20 protein-coding genes are annotated in these 16,461 nt (G+C 67.1%); 8 read left to right on the top strand and 12 right to left on the bottom strand.

Features of this window, described 5'->3' with window-relative positions; translation table 11 throughout:
- Positions 1–298: beta/gamma crystallin-related protein (locus tag H2037_RS16555; protein WP_292124170.1), on the top strand; the 298-nt coding region annotated here is incomplete at its 5' end.
- A 6-nt stretch (positions 299–304) separates the two neighbouring features.
- Here H2037_RS16555 and H2037_RS16560 read toward each other — a convergent pair.
- Complete coding sequence (locus H2037_RS16560; protein WP_292124188.1) at positions 305–1,276, bottom strand: NAD(P)H-quinone oxidoreductase; 972 nt, start codon at positions 1,274–1,276, stop codon at positions 305–307.
- A 91-nt stretch (positions 1,277–1,367) separates the two neighbouring features.
- Between H2037_RS16560 and H2037_RS16565 the strand changes: the two genes are divergently transcribed.
- Together H2037_RS16565 and H2037_RS16570 are read left to right on the top strand one after the other, a co-directional pair.
- Positions 1,368–1,571: a DUF1192 family protein gene (locus H2037_RS16565; RefSeq protein ID WP_292124190.1), complete on the top strand. Its 204-nt coding sequence runs from the start codon at positions 1,368–1,370 to the stop codon at positions 1,569–1,571.
- Positions 1,572–1,662: 91 nt separating this feature from the next.
- Positions 1,663–2,184, top strand: a complete 522-nt coding sequence (locus H2037_RS16570; RefSeq protein ID WP_292124192.1) for a DUF1465 family protein — start codon at positions 1,663–1,665, stop codon at positions 2,182–2,184.
- Between the two features lie 5 nt (positions 2,185–2,189).
- Here the strand turns inward: H2037_RS16570 and H2037_RS16575 are convergent, their stop codons facing one another.
- Positions 2,190–3,752 carry a L,D-transpeptidase family protein gene (locus H2037_RS16575; RefSeq protein ID WP_292124195.1) on the bottom strand — a complete coding sequence of 521 codons (1,563 nt, stop codon included), beginning with the start codon at positions 3,750–3,752 and terminating at the stop codon, positions 2,190–2,192.
- A 165-nt stretch (positions 3,753–3,917) separates the two neighbouring features.
- Entirely contained in the window at positions 3,918–4,142 is a 225-nt protein-coding gene (gene rpmE / locus H2037_RS16580) for a 50S ribosomal protein L31 (protein WP_292124197.1), read from the bottom strand.
- Positions 4,143–4,278: 136 nt separating this feature from the next.
- Between rpmE and H2037_RS16585 the strand changes: the two genes are divergently transcribed.
- Positions 4,279–6,162, top strand: coding sequence for an ABC transporter transmembrane domain-containing protein (locus H2037_RS16585; protein WP_292124199.1), 1,884 nt, complete (start codon positions 4,279–4,281; stop codon positions 6,160–6,162).
- A 366-nt stretch (positions 6,163–6,528) separates the two neighbouring features.
- Here H2037_RS16585 and H2037_RS16590 read toward each other — a convergent pair whose 3' ends face one another.
- The 6 genes from H2037_RS16590 to H2037_RS16615 form a co-directional block, all read right to left on the bottom strand.
- Positions 6,529–7,557 (bottom strand): glycerophosphodiester phosphodiesterase, encoded by a 1,029-nt coding sequence (locus tag H2037_RS16590; protein ID WP_292124201.1) that lies wholly within the window; start codon positions 7,555–7,557, stop codon positions 6,529–6,531.
- 208 nt (positions 7,558–7,765) lie between these two features.
- Entirely contained in the window at positions 7,766–8,572 is an 807-nt protein-coding gene (locus H2037_RS16595; RefSeq protein WP_292124203.1) for an inositol monophosphatase family protein, read from the bottom strand.
- A 186-nt stretch (positions 8,573–8,758) separates the two neighbouring features.
- A complete protein-coding gene (gene efp, locus H2037_RS16600) occupies positions 8,759–9,325 on the bottom strand; it encodes an elongation factor P (RefSeq protein ID WP_292124204.1) in 567 nt (188 codons plus the stop codon).
- Between the two features lie 101 nt (positions 9,326–9,426).
- Positions 9,427–9,987: a tryptophan-rich sensory protein gene (locus H2037_RS16605; RefSeq protein WP_292124206.1), complete on the bottom strand. Its 561-nt coding sequence runs from the start codon at positions 9,985–9,987 to the stop codon at positions 9,427–9,429.
- A gap of 54 nt (positions 9,988–10,041) precedes the next feature.
- The gene (gene bfr, locus H2037_RS16610) at positions 10,042–10,542 is read right to left on the bottom strand and encodes a bacterioferritin (RefSeq protein ID WP_292124222.1); all 501 of its coding nucleotides are present in this window, start codon (positions 10,540–10,542) and stop codon (positions 10,042–10,044) included.
- 142 nt (positions 10,543–10,684) lie between these two features.
- A complete protein-coding gene (locus H2037_RS16615; RefSeq protein ID WP_292124224.1) occupies positions 10,685–10,870 on the bottom strand; it encodes a (2Fe-2S)-binding protein in 186 nt (61 codons plus the stop codon).
- 130 nt (positions 10,871–11,000) lie between these two features.
- Here H2037_RS16615 and thiE point away from each other — a divergent pair, with 130 nt between their 5' ends.
- The 3 genes from thiE (at position 11,001) to H2037_RS16630 (ending at position 14,254) form a co-directional block, all read left to right on the top strand.
- Complete coding sequence (thiE, locus tag H2037_RS16620; RefSeq protein ID WP_292124208.1) at positions 11,001–11,654, top strand: thiamine phosphate synthase; 654 nt, start codon at positions 11,001–11,003, stop codon at positions 11,652–11,654.
- A 74-nt stretch (positions 11,655–11,728) separates the two neighbouring features.
- Positions 11,729–13,411: a sensor histidine kinase gene (locus tag H2037_RS16625; RefSeq protein ID WP_292124210.1), complete on the top strand. Its 1,683-nt coding sequence runs from the start codon at positions 11,729–11,731 to the stop codon at positions 13,409–13,411.
- Positions 13,412–13,453: 42 nt separating this feature from the next.
- Positions 13,454–14,254: a hypothetical protein gene (locus H2037_RS16630; protein WP_292124212.1), complete on the top strand. Its 801-nt coding sequence runs from the start codon at positions 13,454–13,456 to the stop codon at positions 14,252–14,254.
- Between the two features lie 3 nt (positions 14,255–14,257).
- Here the strand turns inward: H2037_RS16630 and H2037_RS16635 are convergent, their stop codons facing one another.
- Complete coding sequence (locus H2037_RS16635; protein WP_292124214.1) at positions 14,258–14,599, bottom strand: VOC family protein; 342 nt, start codon at positions 14,597–14,599, stop codon at positions 14,258–14,260.
- Between the two features lie 100 nt (positions 14,600–14,699).
- On the opposite strand from H2037_RS16635, the gene H2037_RS16640 reads away from it, so the two are divergent.
- Positions 14,700–14,843: a hypothetical protein gene (locus H2037_RS16640; protein WP_292124216.1), complete on the top strand. Its 144-nt coding sequence runs from the start codon at positions 14,700–14,702 to the stop codon at positions 14,841–14,843.
- Here H2037_RS16640 and aroC read toward each other — a convergent pair whose 3' ends face one another.
- Positions 14,844–15,929: a chorismate synthase gene (aroC, locus tag H2037_RS16645; protein WP_292124218.1), complete on the bottom strand. Its 1,086-nt coding sequence runs from the start codon at positions 15,927–15,929 to the stop codon at positions 14,844–14,846.
- A 10-nt stretch (positions 15,930–15,939) separates the two neighbouring features.
- Positions 15,940–16,461, bottom strand: a 522-nt coding sequence (locus H2037_RS16650; protein ID WP_292124220.1) for a DnaJ C-terminal domain-containing protein, incomplete at its 5' end; no start/stop codon positions are given.

Raw genomic sequence — 16,461 nt, forward strand, 5'->3', positions numbered from 1 at the left:
GGGCTGGGGCGGCGGCAATGGCGGCGGTTGGGGCCGGACCTCGATCACCGTCTATGAAAACTCGAACTTCCGCGGCGCATCGCGCGAATTCACCGGCGAGGACCGCAACCTGGGCCGGACCCCGTTCAACGACCGGATCAGTTCGGTTCGCGTCCAGGGCCGCTGGGAAGTCTGCACCGACGCCGAATTCCGGGGCCGCTGCCGTATCGTCGAAGGCGACGTCCGCAATCTGAGCGGCGGCTTCAACGACAGTATCTCGTCCATGCGTCCGGTGCGCGGCGGCGGGCGCGACCGCTGACGGTCATCAGGCCGTCAGCACGAACTTGCCGACGTGATCGCCCGCCTCCAGCGCGCGATGGGCGTCGGCGGCTCGCTCCAGCGGGAAGGTCGCCTGCACCGGCGGCCTGACCGCCCCCGATATGACCCACGGCCAGACCGTCGCCTCCACGGCGGCGGTCAACCGGGCCTTCTCGTCCGAGGACCGGCTGCGAAGGGTCGATCCCGTCAGCACCAGCCGCTTCAGCATGATCCGCATCAGGTCCACCTCGACCTTTGCGCCTGACAGCGAGGCGATGACCACCCATCGGCCGCCGGGCTTCAGCGCCTTCAGGTTCAGATCCGCGTAATCCCGCCCCACCATGTCCAGCAGGACATCGGCTCCCCCGGCCTCGGCTATTGCGGCGGCCAAGTCGCAGGATCGCGCGTCCAGGCTGACGTCGGCGCCCAGGGCCATGGCGGCGGCGGTCTTTTCCGCCCCGCGCGAGGTGGCGATCACCCGCGCGCCGGCCGCCTTGGCCATCTGGATCGCGGTGACGCCGATGCCGCTGGTCGCCCCGTGAATCAGCAGGGTCTGGCCGGCCGTCAGTCCGCCCGCCTCGAACACATTGGCGAAGACGGTGAAGACGGTCTCGGGCAGGACCGCCGCCTGGACATAGTCCAGCTCGTCTGGGATCGGCAGCACATGGCGGGCGTCGACGGCGACCCGCTCGGCATAGCCCCCGCCGCCCAGCAGGGCGCACACCCGGTCGCCGACGGACCAGCGCGTCACCCCTTCGCCTACGGTTTCGACCTCGCCCGCGACCTCAAGCCCGAGAATGTCCGAAGCGCCCGGTGGCGGGGGATAGCCGCCGTTGCGTTGCAGCAGGTCGGGCCGATTGATCCCGGCGGCATGGACCCGGACGACCACCTGGCCGGCGCCGGCCATCGGATCGGGGCGTTCGGCGATCTTCAACGCCTCGGCCGGTCCTGATCCGCGCGTGATCTCGATGACCCGCATGTCGCCTCCGCTTGCAATCGTCCGTATCCGGGCGTTCAGATAGGGGTTCCGGCCCGGCGTGGCCACGACAGGACGATGAAAGGCGACGACGATGTTCGAGGACCTCGAGCCCCGCCCAAGGCGTGGAGAGGCGCTGACCGCGATCGGTCGCGAAGAATTGGATGTCTATTCGATCGAGGATCTGGAGGAACGGATCCTTACGCTGGATCATGAAATCGAGCGATCGCGCGCCGCCATCGAGGCCAAGAAGGCCAAGAAAAGCGCCGCCGATTCCTTGTTCAGCTTCCGCTCCTGATCGCGCGCGCTTCAAATCCGTGGCATGACGGTTGCAGTCCTGACGACAAGGGGCCCGCCTTGGCCCAAAGTCAGAACGAGCGTCCGAACCCATGATGATGTCCAGCATGACCCTGAGCGACACCCAGAACACAGCTGACCGGGGCCGCAAGGTGCAGGATTTCGCGCGTTCCGAACTGTTCGACCGCACCTTCCGCGAGGGCATGGAGCTTGTCGAGGAGACGGCCGCCTATCTGGACGGCGAGGGCCGTCGCGATTCCAAGATGCTGTCGCGCGCCGCCGCCCTGGCCTATGCGGCCGAGAGCATGAAACTGACCACGCGTCTGATGCAGATCGCCTCGTGGCTGCTGGTGCAGCGGGCCGTGCGAGAAGACGACATGACGCCCGAGACCGCCTGCGAAACGCGCTATCGGCTGAACGACCGCAAGATCGAGAGCGAGCCCAGCCACGCCGAACTGCCGATCGCCCTGGTGGAATATCTGGTCCGGTCCGAGAAACTGTTCGACCGCGCCCTTTATCTCGATCGCCGCATGTACCTGGACGTACAGGAAGAGACGCCGCAGAACCCGGTGCTGAGCCAACTCGGCATGCTGGAAGCCGCCTTCAAGGCTTGAAGCCCCTACGGCCCGACGTCGTTCGCGTCGCGACGGCCGTCGTCGACCGGCTTGGGCAGGCTGACGCCGATCCCGAGGGCCTGGGCCAGCTTGTCGTCCCGCCCATAGACGTCCTCGCGGAACGCCACCCGTCCCTGACCGTCCACGAAGGCGGTCCAGTACAGCAGCCGCACCGTGATTTCGCGCCCGGTGGTGACGCGCTTGGTCTCGCGCGTGTCCTGGGCCATGTCGAACTCGGCCAGCTTGACCGGGTCCGGCGACAGCAGCAGCCGGGCGAACTCGACCGCATTCTGCACCCGCACGCAGCCGTGGCTACGCTGGCGCATGGACAGGTTGAAGGCGGCCTTGGACGGCGTATCGTGCAGGAAGATGGCGTAGCTGTCGCGCAGTTCGAACTTCACATAGCCCAGGGCCGCTTGGGGTCCGGCGCGCTGGATGACCATCCCATCCCGCACATACATGTCGTTCGCGGCCAGATACGCCGGCCCCTTGGGCAGGATCTCGCGACGCGCGATGCTGGCAGGGACGTACCAGGGCGGATTGGCGACGACCGAGGCGAAGGGTTTCTCGAGGCTGGGCGTCTGGTTCTCGGCCGAGCCGACCACGACCCGGTTGGAGTGGACCGGCTTGCCGTCCTTCCAATAGACCATGATGGCGGCGGCGGTGTTGACCTCGATCCGCTCGGGCGCGACGTCGCGTTTCAACCAGCGACGGCGTTCCAGGTTCAGCGCGATCTGGCGGGCGCGATCCTCGGCCGAGGCTGACAGCGACCGCTGGGTGCCCGTGCCGATCCGGGCGTCGGCGGCCAGCCCGTGCCGGACCTGGAAACCCTGCAGCGCCTGCTGCAGTTCATAGCCATAGGTCAGGCCCTGGGCCTTCAGTCGCGCCCCGTCCGCCGCCGTCAGGTCGCCCTCGGCCGTCAGCCGGTCGATCAGCGCCGGAATACGGCGGTCGCTCATGTTCGGTTCGATGGTCGGACCGGCGGGGAAGGCGGGCCAGCCTCCCTGGGCCGCCAGACGGCGATAGCGGACATAGCCGGCCGACAGGTTCTGATAGCCGATATCGGTCGGCGCCAGGCCCTCGAACCAGTCCAGCAGGACATTGCGGGCCAGGGCGTCGCTCATGCCGCGCGGCAGGTCGACGCGGTTCTTCTGCATCTCCCATAGGTCCTCGACCGTCTCGGGCCGGATCTTGCCCTCGGCCAGGACCCGGCCATAGACCAGGGCGGCGGCGGTGGCGCGCAGGTCGGACGAGGCGGGATCGGCGGCCAGGCCGACGAAGTCGAAATAGTCGCCCGCCGCCAGACCATGCCGCTCCGAGCGACCGGCGACGGCGTTCAGCGTGCGCAGCCGCTCGGCGTTCCACACCGGCCGCCAGCCGTTCATCTCGTAGAAGGCGCGGACGTCGGCCTGCTGCGTCTCGGGCAGGCGGGAAATCTGGTCGTTGAAACTGTTATAGAAGGCGGTGGCCTGCGGCCCGCGCTGCATGTTGACCTGCTGCGCATGCGCCGTGGAGGCGAGGGCCATGGCCGCCGTGGCGACGCCCAGACCCATTTCCCGTCTATTCATAACCTGTCCGCTTTTCGATGGGTCGATTCCCGTGAATCGACGCCGGTACTGCCGTATCCGAACGCCGGCTACGTTACCGACGTTCCGGGCAAACAAAAAGCGCCGGTCGACCGACCGGCGCTCTTCGTGACCTGATTGCCGCGATGTGTCGCAGCCAAGACGCGCTTACTTCTTGATGAAGCCGGCGAACTTGTTGTTGAAGCGCGAAACGCGGCCGCCGCGGTCCATCAGGTGGGCGTTGCCGCCGGTCCAGGCCGGATGGGTCGACGGATCGATGTCCAGGTTCAGCGTGTCGCCTTCCTTACCGTAGGTGGAACGGGTCTGGTAGGAGCTGCCGTCGGTCATCACCACATTGATGAAGTGGTAGTCGGGGTGCGTATCCGCTTTCATGGTCGTCGTCCGGTCTCTGGCGCGATGACGATGCCGACCGTCGCTGCGCATGAAATGAGAAACCCGCCAGAAAATCCGGCGGGAATGAGGGGCGGCGTTTACACCGGGGGGCGTTCCGGGGCAAGAGGCAGGCGAAATGACTGATCAGACCGTCGCCTCCGCCCGTTCCGCAACCATTCCCGCGGGCCGCGCCTCGGGCGACGGAGCGGTCGATGGCCGACCCAGCGCCGGCGCCGTGCTGATCGAGCAGATGTCCGAGGCGGGCGCCAAGCGCGCCAAGCGCCGCGACATCCGCCCCCTGGCCCGCCTGATCCCCTACGCTCTGCGGCACAAGGGCCATGCCCTCATGGCGGTCTTCTGGCTGCTGCTGTCCACGTCTGCCTCCCTGGGGCTGACGGCCCTGGCGCGCGGGGCCATCGACCACGGCTTCGAGGCTGGCGGCGCCAATCTGAACCTGTGGTTCATGCTGCTGGGCGCCAACGCCCTGTTCCTGGGCCTGGCCACCGCCGCCCGCTATTTCTACGTCACCCGCACGGGCGAGCGGGTCATAGCCGATGTCAGAAAAGGGCTGTTCGGCCGCATCCTGACGCTGGACCCCTCCTTCTACGCCCATATGCGCACGGGCGAGGTGCTGTCGCGCCTGACCACCGACATCGCCCTGGTCGAGACGCTGATGACCACCTCCATCTCCTATGCGCTGCGCAACTTCCTGACCCTGATCGGCGGGGTGATCCTGCTGTTCTTCGTCAGTCCGAAACTGACCGGCCTGGTCCTGCTGATCGTGCCCTTCCTGCTGGGACCGATCTTCATCTTCGGCCGCCGGGTCCGCAAACTGACCGTGACGTCCCAGGACCGGTTCGCCAACGCCGTCGGTTTCGCCGGCGAAAGCGTCGACGCCATCGAGACGGTCCAGGCCTTCGGCCGGGAACAGAGCGCCATCGCCCGCTTCGGCGCGGCGGTCGAGGACGCCTTCTCCGCCTCCCTGACCCGGATGCGGGCGCGGGCCTGGATGACCGCTCTGATCATCGTCGTCATGTTCGGCGGCGTCACCCTGGTGCTGTGGCTGGGGGCGCAGGACGTGGTCGCGGGAGTGATGACGCCGGGCGCCCTGCTTCAATTCGTTCTCTTGTCGGTCTTCGCCGCCGGGGCCGTCGGCGCCTTGGGCGAAAGCTGGGGCGACGTTCAGAAGGCCGCCGGCGCCATGGAGCGGATCGAGGAACTGATGCGGGCCACGCCCGGCATCGCCGCCCCCGCCCAGGCCACGGCCCTGCCGCGCCCGCCGCGCGGCGAGGTCTCGATGTCCGCCGTGGGCTTCTCCTATCCCGGACGTCCCGACCTGCCGGCGCTGAAGGGGTTCAGCCTGACCGTCCGCCCGGGCGAGACCGTCGCACTGGTCGGCCCGTCCGGCGCGGGCAAGTCCACCGTCTTCCGCCTACTGCTGCGCTTCTATGATCCCCAGACCGGCGTGGTCTCGCTCGACGGCGTGGATGTGCGAAATGCGGATCCTGTGGCCGTGCGCGACCGCTTCGCCTGGGTGTCGCAGGAGACGCCGCTGTTCTCGGGCTCGCCGCTGGAGAACATCCGTTTCGGCCGTGAGGACACCACTCTGGAAGAGGCCCGAGCCGTCGCTGACAAGGCCCAGGCGCTCGGCTTCATCGACGCCCTGCCGGAAGGGTTCGACACCCCGCTGGGCGAACGCGGCAAGAGCCTGTCCGGCGGCCAGCGCCAACGTCTGGCCATCGCCCGCGCCCTGGTCCGCGACGCCCCCATCCTGTTGCTGGACGAGGCCACCAGCGCCCTCGACGCCGAAAGCGAACGCCTGGTCCAGGCCGCCCTCGACCAGGCCATGCAGGAACGCACCACCCTGGTCATCGCCCACCGTCTGGCCACCGTGCTCCGCGCCGACCGCATCGTCGTCATGGACGACGGCCGCGTGGTGGAGGAGGGGACCCACGCCGAACTGGTGGCCAAGGGCGGGCTGTATGCGCGCCTCGCCGAGCTGCAGTTCCGGGCGGGTTAGAGCCGTCTCGCGTCCGCAGGAACGGGCGCAGGATCGACCGTGCCCCAGCCGACGCCGCCTGCGCTCCTAACTGGGGTAACAATCCCCTTTGCGGTCAGGGGCTTGCAGATTTGTTCGGCGATAAGCCCGACGCCCTTCCGGGGCGCCTTAGAATGCGGTTCCGGTCTTTGACATCGCCAGCCGCAGAGGACGCCGTCCCCGCCAATTGCACTCTATTGCACAGTTCAATTAGGGTGAATAAATTTCTTTAATAAAAACAAACATTTTTGGTGAAATTAGACTCGTTGCACTGTTTTTTCTTGGAGTCTAATTTTCTGGCGGCTCCTCGAATTTCGACGGTCAAGCGCTAGAAAAAGATATTCTAAATCAATGATTTGATACCGCCAGCGCCGGAAAGTCGCTGAACACCGCGTCCACCTCCGCCTCGGCGAAGGCGGCGGCATAGCCCGTCATGTCGCCATGCTCCGCAAACCCTTCGCCCCGCCGACGCTCGGTCGGCAGGAAGGCGTTCTCGGCCCGCAGGGTCCAGATCACCACCTTCAAGCTCGCCGCATGGGCGTCGCTCACCAGGGCGCTGGGCGCCGTCGTCCGTCCCTCGGCGTCGCGCGGCAGTACCAGGGTCATCTCGGGCGCGACCCAGTCGGCATAGGCTGCCATGGTCTTCAGCCCCTCCGGCGTGATCATCTGGGCATAGGTCATGTCCGGCCGGTCCGCCGGTCCGCCCGTGCCGCTGACCAGCTGGGCCAGGGGGGCGTCGATCCGCGTCGCCAGCCGCTCCAGCGGCCCGACCTCGAAACACTGGATGATGATCGGGGCGTCGGCGCCGGTCAGACCCAGCCGCTCCAGCTCGGCGACGAAGGCGTCCTCCATCGGCAGGCCGATCCCGGCGAAATAGGTCGGGTGTTTTAGCTCGGGCGCCACCGCGATTGTCCGCCCGGTCCTGGCCGACGCCGCCCGCGCGATGGCGACCACCTCGTCGAAGGTCAGGATCGGCTCCTCTCCGTCGTGGGCCGCGCTGCCCGGCCGGAAGGCCGGCAGCCGCTCCTTGGCCCTCAGGGTCTTCAGCTCGGCCAGGGTGAAGTCCTCGGTGAACCAGCCGGTGGTCGGGACGCCGTCGATGGTCCTGGTGGTCTTGCGGTCGGCGAACTCGGGCCGCTCGCCCACGTCGGTCGTGCCGCCGATCTCGTTTTCGTGCCGATCGACGAAGACGCCGTCCTTCGACATCACCAGATCCGGCTCGATCACGTCCGCCCCCTGTTCGACCGCCAGCTCATAGGCCGCCCGCGTATGCTCGGGCCGCTCGCCGGACGCCCCGCGATGGGCGATGATCAGGGGCTGGGCCAAGGCCGGTGTTCCGGTCAGCAGGACAAGGGCGGTCAGAATGGCGCGGATCATCCCTCCTGGGTAGGGGCAGCAGACGACAGCCGTGTGACCCGTCTCCTCCCCGCTCTGCGGGGAGGGGGACCGCCGCGCCTCTTCGCGCGGGGGTGGAGGGGTTCTTGACGCCGCAGAGGCGCTGGGATGCGGCAAGAGCCCCTTCGTCCCAGCGCTGAAGAGGCGCCGCGCCACTTCCCCGCAAGCGGGGAAGAGACAGAAGGGGCCTTCAGACCCCCTGCAACACCTTGCGCAGCTGCGGATGCAGTTCGCTGTTGCAGGCCAGCACCGACACGCCGGTCTTGGGATCGCCGTCGTCCTCGATGGTCGTGACCCGGCCGCCGGCCTCGGTGACGAACAGGATGCCCGCCGCAACGTCCCACGGCTTCAGGCCCCGCTCGTAATAGGCGTCGTACCGACCGGCCGCGACCCAGGCGAAGTCCAGGGCGGCCGAGCCCAGGCGGCGGATGCCGGCGACGCGCTGGCCGATGGCGTGGATGTCCTTGATGGCCTGGGCGTGGCCCGACTTGCCGATGAAGGGCAGGCCGGTGGCCACCAGGCTCTCCGACAGGTCGCGACGGCCGGCGACCCGGATCCGCTGGTCGTTCAGATAGCAGCCCTTGCCCTTCTCGGCCCAGAACAGCTCGTTCATGACAGGGTTGTAGGTCACCCCGGCGACGATCTCGCTCGACCCGTCGGGCGCGCGCCGCTCCAGCCCCACCGTGATGGCGAAATGGGGCATGGCGTGCATGAAGTTGGTGGTGCCGTCGATCGGATCGACGATCCATGTGTGGGACTTGTCGGTCCCCTCGATCATGCCGCGTTCCTCGCCCAGGAAGCCGTAGCCGGGGCGGGCCTTCATCAGCAGTTCGTACAGGGTGTCCTCAGCCTTCAGGTCGGCGGCCGTGACGAAGTCGCCCGGGCCTTTCCTCGACACCTGAAGCTGCGACACCTCGCCGAAGTCGCGCAGCATGGGGCGGGCGGTCTTGCGCACAGCGTCGAGCATGACCTGAAGCAGGGCGGAAGCGAGGGCCATCGGCGGATCTCCTGGTCCGCATGTCCTGAAAAGGCGCTCGGCCCGGAGATACGGAGAAGTTCAAGGGCGACGTCGTGAGACGTCGGGGCGTTCTAGTGAACAGTGAGCGAGAAGTGAGCAAGAGGTGAGCGAGGAAAGCGATCTAAGCTCACCCCTCGCTCGCTAGCACACCTTGCTCACCAGAAATCAGTCCGCGCGGCGGACGTATTCGCCGCTCGTGGTGTCGACGATGATGCGCTCGCCGGCCGACATATAGGGCGGGATCATGATGCGAACGCCGTTCGAGGCCAGGGCGGGCTTGTAGGACGAAGAGGCCGTCTGCCCCTTCACCGTCGGCTCGGTTTCGGCGACTTCCAGCACGACCTGATCCGGCAGCTCCAGGCCGATCGGACGCTCTTCGTGCATCTCGATTATGACCTTCATGCCTTCCTGCAGATAGGGGATGCGCTCGTCGCCGACCCAGGTCTTCTGCAGTTCGATCTGCTCGTAGGTGGCGTCGTCCATGAAGACCAGGCTGTCGCCGTTGTCGAACAGATAGGAGAAGTCCTTCTGTTCCAGCGTGACGCGCTCGACCTTGTCTTCCGACCGGAAGCGCTCGTTCAGCTTGTTGCCGGTCTCGAGGTTCTTGGCCTCGACGTTGGCGAAGGCGCCGCCCTTGCCGGGCTTGACGTGGCTGGCCTTGGTGACGACCCACAGGCCGCCATTGTGCTGCAGGACCATGCCGGGCTTGATGGTGTTGCCGTTGATCTTCATGGGGTCACATCGGGAATGGGGTTGCGCCCACGCGCCCGGTTGGGGCGTGGCGAATAGGGCGCGATCCCTAGAGGAAGCCCCGCCAAAGGGCAAGGCGGCCGCTAATGCAGGCTGCGGTCGGTCGCCATGTCGTCGGCCTTGCGGTGCAGGAAGTTGCCCATCCGCACGCCGCCGCCGGTCGGCGAGGCCATCTTGCCGGCGTGTTCGTCCAGCTTGCGCGCCTCATGTGCGAAGGCCGCCGCCAGCCCCGCCGACGACATGGCGGCGGCGACCTGCCTCCACATCGATGCCGGCCGCAGGCCCAGCCAGACGGCGTTCACCGTCTGCGCCGCCAGCCACAGGCCCATGGCCCGCGTCCGCTCCGGCCGGGACGGCGCGTTCCAGACCCGCACCGCCGACAGGGTCGTGGCCGAGAACATGGCGGGCAGGATCAGGCTGAAGGCCCCACGCGGCCGCTCGGTGATCGGCAGGTCCTTGTCACGCACCTGTTTCAACGAACGCCTGGGCTTCAGGGCGCCCGACGCGATGCCCGTCGCCAGCAGCACGAAACCCGCCGTCAGAACGACGCCCATCGCGACATGCCCGGCGCTGCGGCCCTCGCTGTTCAGCAAGCCGACTGCGGCGTCGCGCACGTCGTCGATGGTGTCGTCTATGTCGGTCATGATCCGCTCCCTTGGCCCGTCAAAGGCTAATGACCGGAGCGGACCCGGGTTCCGTCAGCCGCCGGTGGCGGCGCTGTCGGTGACGATTTCCTTCATGGCCGACTGCAGATAGTTCTGCGCCCCCATCAGTTCGATCAGCTTGTGCTGGTTCTCGAGGAAGTCGATGTGCTCCTCGGTGTCGGCCAGGATCTTCATCAGCAGATCGCGGCTGACATAGTCGCGGGTTTCCTCGCACTGGGTCACGGCGGCGGCGGTGGTCGTGCGGCTGTCCAGTTCCAACTGCAGGTCGGCGCCCAGGCATTCGATCGGATCCTCGCCGACCTTCAGCTTGTGCAGGTCCTGCAGATTGGGCAGGCCGTCCAGGAACAGGATGCGCTTGATCAGCATGTCGGCGTGCTTCATCTCGCCGATCGATTCTTCGTAGATCACGTGGCCGAGGTGAGCCAGGCCCCAGCTTTCGAACATGCGGGCATGCAGGAAATACTGGTTCACCGCCGTCAGTTCGTTGGTCAGCACCGCGTTCAGCGTGCGGAGGATTGCGGGGTCGCCCTTCATGGCCAGGTCCTTGGTCTCGTCACGGCGCATTCGCCGTCTTTCGAGGGATGCGATACCACAGTAAAACCCGCGTTGTTTATTTGCGAGTTTTTATCACGACATTGATAGTGCGAGTGATTTTCGGTCGTAGGCGAGGCGACGACTACTCGGCCGCCATCGCGAAGGCTTCGCGGCTGTCCTGGATCATCCGACGCATCTCGCAGACGCATTTGGCGCACTGCGCCCGGCACTGATGGCTAGCGAAGATGTCCCGGGGGCGGCAGGCGCCGGATTCGATGGCCTGGGCGACATCACGCTGGCGAAGGCCGTTGCAGTTGCAGACGTACACGGGTGTTCTACGCATTCCACCGACTGAGAATGGTTCGCTATAGCATCCTTAAGGGCGATTGCAAGTCGTTCGCACGATCCCGCCTGAACGGGAAAGTTGACGAACGGTCGCGGGAGAGGGAAGGGACCGCATGGCCAGAACCCCGACCGTCCCCCAGCGTCCGCCTTGCCGGCTGTATCTGATCACGCCGCCGGTCCTGCCGGATCTCGACGCCTTCGGCGCGATCCTGGATGAGGTGCTGGAGGCGGGCGACGTCGCCGCCCTGCAGATCCGGCTCAAGCCTGCCGATGATGCGACGATCCGCGCGGCGGTCGAGACTCTGGCGCCGATCGCCCGTCGGCACGATGTCGCGGTGATCCTGAACGACCGCCCCGACCTGGCGCGCGCCACCGGTTGCGACGGCGTCCATATCGGCCAAGGCGACGCCTCGCTGGCGGAGGCGCGACGGATCATGGGGCCGGACGCCATGATCGGCGTCACCTGCCACGACGACCGCGATCTGGCGTGGGATGCAGCGGAAGGCGGCGCCGACTATGTGGCCTTCGGCGCCTTCTATCCGACCGACACCAAGGAGACGTCGCACCGGCCGTCCCTGGATATTCTGACGGTCTGGCAAGAGACGGTCGAGGTCCCATGTGTCGCGATCGGGGGGATCACCGTAGACACGGCCACGGAAGTCGCGCGCGCCGGCGCCGATTTCGTCGCTGTCAGCGCCGGCGTCTGGTCTTACGGCGAAGGTGCAGTTTCCGCGATCAAGAAGTTCAATCAAAGATTGAATTTCTAACATTCCTTTATGTTTCAGGGGATATTAGGAACCCCGTGTTCTGATTGTCGGCGTTAGTTCGCCCGAGATCGTCCATGACCATGAGCCGTGTGCTCGACATCAATGTCGCCAAGCCGCCGCCGACCAGGGCGCCGACGATCGGCGTGCCTGCAGGCGATCCGAAGGGCGGAGATGTCTTTGCTCACCCGCTGATCCCGGTTTTGACCGGTGTCGTTGTCGCCATTCTGGCGGCTTTGGCTATCAGCTGGGCCCGTAGCGTGGGTCTGATCGCGGGGATTTGGGGCGTAGGGGGCGTCGCGGTGGCGGTCTGGCTGCGCACCAGTCGCGGACCTAGCCAAGATGCGGTTTTTGCTTTGGTTCTTACGATCAGCATCCTGATCGGAGAGCTCATCGCCGGCAACAAGCCTGCTCTGTCGATGTTGTTCACCTTGGCCAACATGCTGGAAATCGTGGCGGCGGTGCTGCTGGCGCGACGGTTCGCGCCGGCGCTGAACGTCTCCAGCCTGAAGGGAGCCGCTGGGTTCCTGATCTTCGGCGCGATTCTCGCGCCAATTCCTGCGGGTCTCTTCGCCTCGGTCGGGCTTCTGCAGTTTGGGGCGGGTGATATCGTCGACGCCTTCAAGACCTGGTGGTTCGGCCACGCCATCGGTCTGGCCACAATCGGCACTCTTGGCTTGTCCCTGACACGCTCCACATTTGTACGCCTCCGTCAGCCCGGCGCCCTCTTGGAGGCCGGGCTTCTGCTGACGACGGTGCTGACTGTCCAATGTGTCGGGATCACGCAGCGATCGGACGTGGGGATTGTCATGATCCCGCTGCTTCTCTGTGTCGCGGTCAGGACGGGCGTGGCCGGTACGGCGTTCAGCCTGTTGGTCGTGGCCTTGCTGTCGGTCATCGCCGCAATGTTCGGGTATGGACCCTATTCTGCCGAGGGCCTCTCCCACCAGGTGATGATGGCCCAGGTTCAGGTGCTTGTGGCCTATATGCCGATCCTGCTGGTCGCCGCCCTGCTCGAGGAGCGGGATGGCTTGGCCGAACGCGCGCGTCTGGGACAGGTTCGGGCGGAACTCGCCTCTGAAGCCAAGTCGCGCCTGTTGGCCAATGTCGCCCATGAGATCAAGAGTCCGGTCGCCGGTGTGATCGGCATCGGCCAGCTGTGGTCCAGTGGTCAACTGGGGGCCGTAACCCCTCAGCAGACCGAAATGGCGGACATGCTGGTTAAGACGGCGCGTCAGGTGGAAGCCCTGGCGCATGACCTGCTGGACGTCGCCCGTGCGGAGGCGGGAACGGTCAAGGTCGAATTGCGCCCCACCGACGTCCCCGGCCTTCTTGACGACGTGCGGCGGTCCGCCGTTCTCCGGCCGGAAGCGCAGTCGGTAAAGCTGGAGGTAGTTTGCGAAGGAGACGGCCTGATCGCTCTCGCGGACTCTCAGCGTTTGATGCAGGTGATCAACAATCTGGTCACCAACGCCTTGAAGTACGGCGGCGCCGGCGGGCGAGTGGTCCTGCGCGCCCGGTGGTCTGGCGACCGGATTCGCATCGAAGTCACGGACTTTGGACCCGGACTGTCCGAGCAAAAGCAGAAACAGCTGTTCGAGCCGTTCAACCGCCTGGGTCTGGAACGGTCCACGATCGAAGGCCATGGCGTCGGACTGGCCATTGCAAAGCGTCTGGTCGAGCTGCAGGGCGGCGCGATCGGCGTCATTTCCTCTGCCGGACAGGGCGCGACCTTCTGGGTGGACCTGCCTCGCGCCTAGAGCGCGCTTGCGGTTCCGTCGGCCCCGCGCAATGGTCCGGCCATGGTTGTCATCGCTCTCGCCGCCGTCCTTTTGTCCGGACAGGACACGCCGCCCAGCTCGCGCTCGGCCTCTGATCTGACGCGCGACCTGAACAGCGGTCCGCCGTTCAGGCCCGTGAAGCCCGACCCGATCCCGGCCGCGCCGCCGCCGACGGCGCCGGCCCAAGAGCCTTCGTCGCTGACCCGCGATCTGAACAGCGCGCCGCCTTCAGCAGTCGCGCCCGCCGGGCCGTCGACATCCGCGCCGACGCCTGTTCAGACCCCTGCGACGCCCGCCGCCCAGGCCCCGACGATCACGAGCTCGCCCAGACCCGCACCGGTTCAGGCTCCGCCCGCACGGCCCGCGGTGTCGCCGGTTGCGCCGCAAACATCGCCTCGAGCGACTGCGCCGGCTGCTGCAACTCCCACGCCCACGCCTCCTCCGTCCGCCGCGAGCGTTCAGGGGCTGGACGCCGCCGGGATCGCCGCCTTGCCCTTCACGCTGGACCTGCCTTCGGGAGTGTCGATGACGCAGTCGCGAGCGGGAGCCGATGCGCGCATCTACGCCGTCCGTCGCGGGGAAGCCGTTCTGACCATGATCTATGCGGGGCCGGCGTCGCAGTTTCCAATCTACGACGGCCAGACGATCCAGGCCGGCGGTCGGGCCTCCGTCGTCGTTACGGAAGGCGGTCGACGTCTGGCGATGGAGCATCTGTTCCAGCGCGCCACGGCGCCTCAGGAGATCCACGTCTGGGTGGCGGCGCCGGGCGGCGTCGACCGGGACCTGGCCGAACGGATCGCCCAGTCGGTCGACGCCCGCTAGCCGTCAGGCGTCCGACCAGACCGCCATCTCGGTTCCGGCCGGATCGGCGAAATGAAAACGCCGCCCGCCAGGGAAGGCGTATATGGGCTTCAGGATTTTTCCGCCCGCGGCCTCGACCCTGGACTGCATGGCCTCCAGATCCTGGGCGAACAGGACGGGGAGGGGAGTCTTCGTCCGCTCCGCCTGATCGGCGTCGAAACCGCCGTCCAGCCCTTGGTCGAAGGCCGCATAGGTCGGCCCATAGTCCACGAAGGTCCAGCCGAACGCCTGGCTGTAGAAGGTCTTGGTCGCCGGCAGGTCGTCGGCGGGCAGTTCGAGATAGTCCAGTTTTCCGTCTTCACGCACGGTTGATCTCCTGGGATGTCGCGCCACCGACCATCCCCTCTTGCACACGGCCCCGACCTGGGCAAATCTGCAAACGGTTCGCAGTTGCAGGAATCGGGCGATGATCGTGATGACGACGGGGCTGTCGGGCCTGATGGCCCTGATGCGGCGGGACGAAAAGGCCGCCGCGTCGCCGGCTCCCTACGCGACCACGCGTCCGTGTGTGGCGGTCGACAATCGAAAGACGCGGACCCGGATGGGCTGATTATCCGACCTGGCCGCGGTGCCTCAACATGGCGTCGGCCAGAACGCAGGCGGCCATGGCCTCGACCACCGGCACGGCGCGCAGGGCGACGCAGGGATCGTGGCGGCCCGTGGTGCGCAGGTCCGTTTCCTCGCCGTCGCGCGTGATGGTCTGGCGCATCGTCAGGATCGACGAAGTGGGTTTGAAGGCGACGCGCGCCGTGACCGGCTGGCCCGTCGAAATCCCCCCCAGCACGCCGCCCGCGCGGTTCGACAGGAAGATCGGCCGCTTGTTCAGGTCCAGCCGCATCTGGTCTGCGTTCTCCTCGCCCGACAGTTCGGCGGCCTCGAAGCCGGCGCCGATCTCCACGCCCTTGGCGGCGTTGATCGACATCAGGGCGGCGGCCAGTTCCGAATCCAGCTTGCCGTACAGCGGCGCCCCCCAGCCTGCAGGCACGCCCGTGACCTCCAGCGCGACCACCGCGCCGATCGAAGACCCGGCCTTGCGGACGCCGTCCAGATAGGCCTCCCAGTCCGCCACGACGGCGGTGGAGGCGGCGAACAGCGGATTGCCGTGAACGGCGTCGAAATCGATGTCTTCCGGCGAGATCCGATGCGGCCCGATCTGGACCACGCCCGCCCTGATCCTGACGCTCTCGCCCAGAATCTTGCGGGCGACGGCCCCGGCCGCGACGCGGCTGGCCGTCTCGCGCGCGGACGAGCGGCCGCCCCCGCGAGGATCCCGCACCCCGTATTTGGTCTGATAGGTGAAGTCCGCATGGCCGGGGCGATAGGCGCGGGCGATCTCGCCGTAATCCTTGGACCGCTGGTCCTCGTTCTGGATCAGGATCGAGATCGGCGTGCCGGTGGTCACCGGCCCGTCGCCGTCATCGAACACGCCCGACAGGATCTGTGCGGTGTCGCTTTCCTTGCGCTGGGTCACGAAGCGCGAGCCGCCGGGCTTGCGCTGATCCAGCCAGGGCTGGAGATCGGCCTCGGTCAGAGGGATCAGCGGCGGGCAGCCGTCGACGACGCAACCGATGGCCGGCCCATGGCTCTCGCCCCAGGTGGTCACGCGAAACAGATGGCCGAAGGTGTTGTGCGACATGAGGTGACGCTTAGGCCGCCAGACGCTCCGGCGTCCAGACCCGCGTGAACCGCACCAGCATGTCCTCGGCGGCCGAGGGGGCGTCGGACGAAGGCGTCAGGGTGACGAACAGATGGCCCGCAGATCGGGATCCGCGCGCGGGCAGGCCCAGGTTTTTCAGTCGAATCCGCACCGGCGCCGTCTGTTCGGGCGTGATCCAGGCCGAGCGTGTTCCGGCATGGGTCTCGATTTCGACCCGTCCGCCCTCTTCGAGCAGTCGCGCGGAGGTCGGCCAGGACATGAACAGGTCGTCGCCCATGACTGAAAGCCCGTCCTGCGGCCGGATCAGCACGGCCAGGTAAAGGTGACCGCCGTCAACCGCTCCGCCGCGCAGCCGCAGATGTTCGCCGGTCCGCAGGCCGGCCGGAACCGCGACCCGTACGGTGCGCTCGCCCAGCCGCAGATCGACACGGGCGCCGGCGAGTGCCTGGAGCGGGGTCAACGTCAGCACCGGCGTCGGGGCGAGGGGCTCGCAGGGGGGCGCCAGAACCTG

The organism is Brevundimonas sp. (assembly GCF_013912065.1).
In the GTDB taxonomy this organism is placed as follows: domain Bacteria; phylum Pseudomonadota; class Alphaproteobacteria; order Caulobacterales; family Caulobacteraceae; genus Brevundimonas.

What these genes read in the sequence shown, in the direction of transcription:
- aroC (WP_292124218.1), bottom strand. Translation starts at nt 15,929, where the DNA reads ATGTCGCACAACACCTTCGGCCATCTGTTTCGCGTGACCACCTGGGGC.
- rpmE (WP_292124197.1), bottom strand. Translation starts at nt 4,142, where the DNA reads ATGAAAGCGGATACGCACCCCGACTACCACTTCATCAATGTGGTGATG.
- H2037_RS16605 (WP_292124206.1), bottom strand. Translation starts at nt 9,987, where the DNA reads ATGACCGACATAGACGACACCATCGACGACGTGCGCGACGCCGCAGTC.
- H2037_RS16585 (WP_292124199.1), top strand. Translation starts at nt 4,279, where the DNA reads ATGACTGATCAGACCGTCGCCTCCGCCCGTTCCGCAACCATTCCCGCG.
- H2037_RS16560 (WP_292124188.1), bottom strand. Translation starts at nt 1,276, where the DNA reads ATGCGGGTCATCGAGATCACGCGCGGATCAGGACCGGCCGAGGCGTTG.
- thiE (WP_292124208.1), top strand. Translation starts at nt 11,001, where the DNA reads ATGGCCAGAACCCCGACCGTCCCCCAGCGTCCGCCTTGCCGGCTGTAT.
- H2037_RS16640 (WP_292124216.1), top strand. Translation starts at nt 14,700, where the DNA reads ATGATCGTGATGACGACGGGGCTGTCGGGCCTGATGGCCCTGATGCGG.
- H2037_RS16625 (WP_292124210.1), top strand. Translation starts at nt 11,729, where the DNA reads ATGACCATGAGCCGTGTGCTCGACATCAATGTCGCCAAGCCGCCGCCG.
- H2037_RS16630 (WP_292124212.1), top strand. Translation starts at nt 13,454, where the DNA reads ATGGTTGTCATCGCTCTCGCCGCCGTCCTTTTGTCCGGACAGGACACG.
- bfr (WP_292124222.1), bottom strand. Translation starts at nt 10,542, where the DNA reads ATGAAGGGCGACCCCGCAATCCTCCGCACGCTGAACGCGGTGCTGACC.
- H2037_RS16565 (WP_292124190.1), top strand. Translation starts at nt 1,368, where the DNA reads ATGTTCGAGGACCTCGAGCCCCGCCCAAGGCGTGGAGAGGCGCTGACC.
- H2037_RS16575 (WP_292124195.1), bottom strand. Translation starts at nt 3,752, where the DNA reads ATGAATAGACGGGAAATGGGTCTGGGCGTCGCCACGGCGGCCATGGCC.
- H2037_RS16595 (WP_292124203.1), bottom strand. Translation starts at nt 8,572, where the DNA reads ATGGCCCTCGCTTCCGCCCTGCTTCAGGTCATGCTCGACGCTGTGCGC.
- H2037_RS16570 (WP_292124192.1), top strand. Translation starts at nt 1,663, where the DNA reads ATGATGATGTCCAGCATGACCCTGAGCGACACCCAGAACACAGCTGAC.
- efp (WP_292124204.1), bottom strand. Translation starts at nt 9,325, where the DNA reads ATGAAGATCAACGGCAACACCATCAAGCCCGGCATGGTCCTGCAGCAC.
- H2037_RS16590 (WP_292124201.1), bottom strand. Translation starts at nt 7,557, where the DNA reads ATGATCCGCGCCATTCTGACCGCCCTTGTCCTGCTGACCGGAACACCG.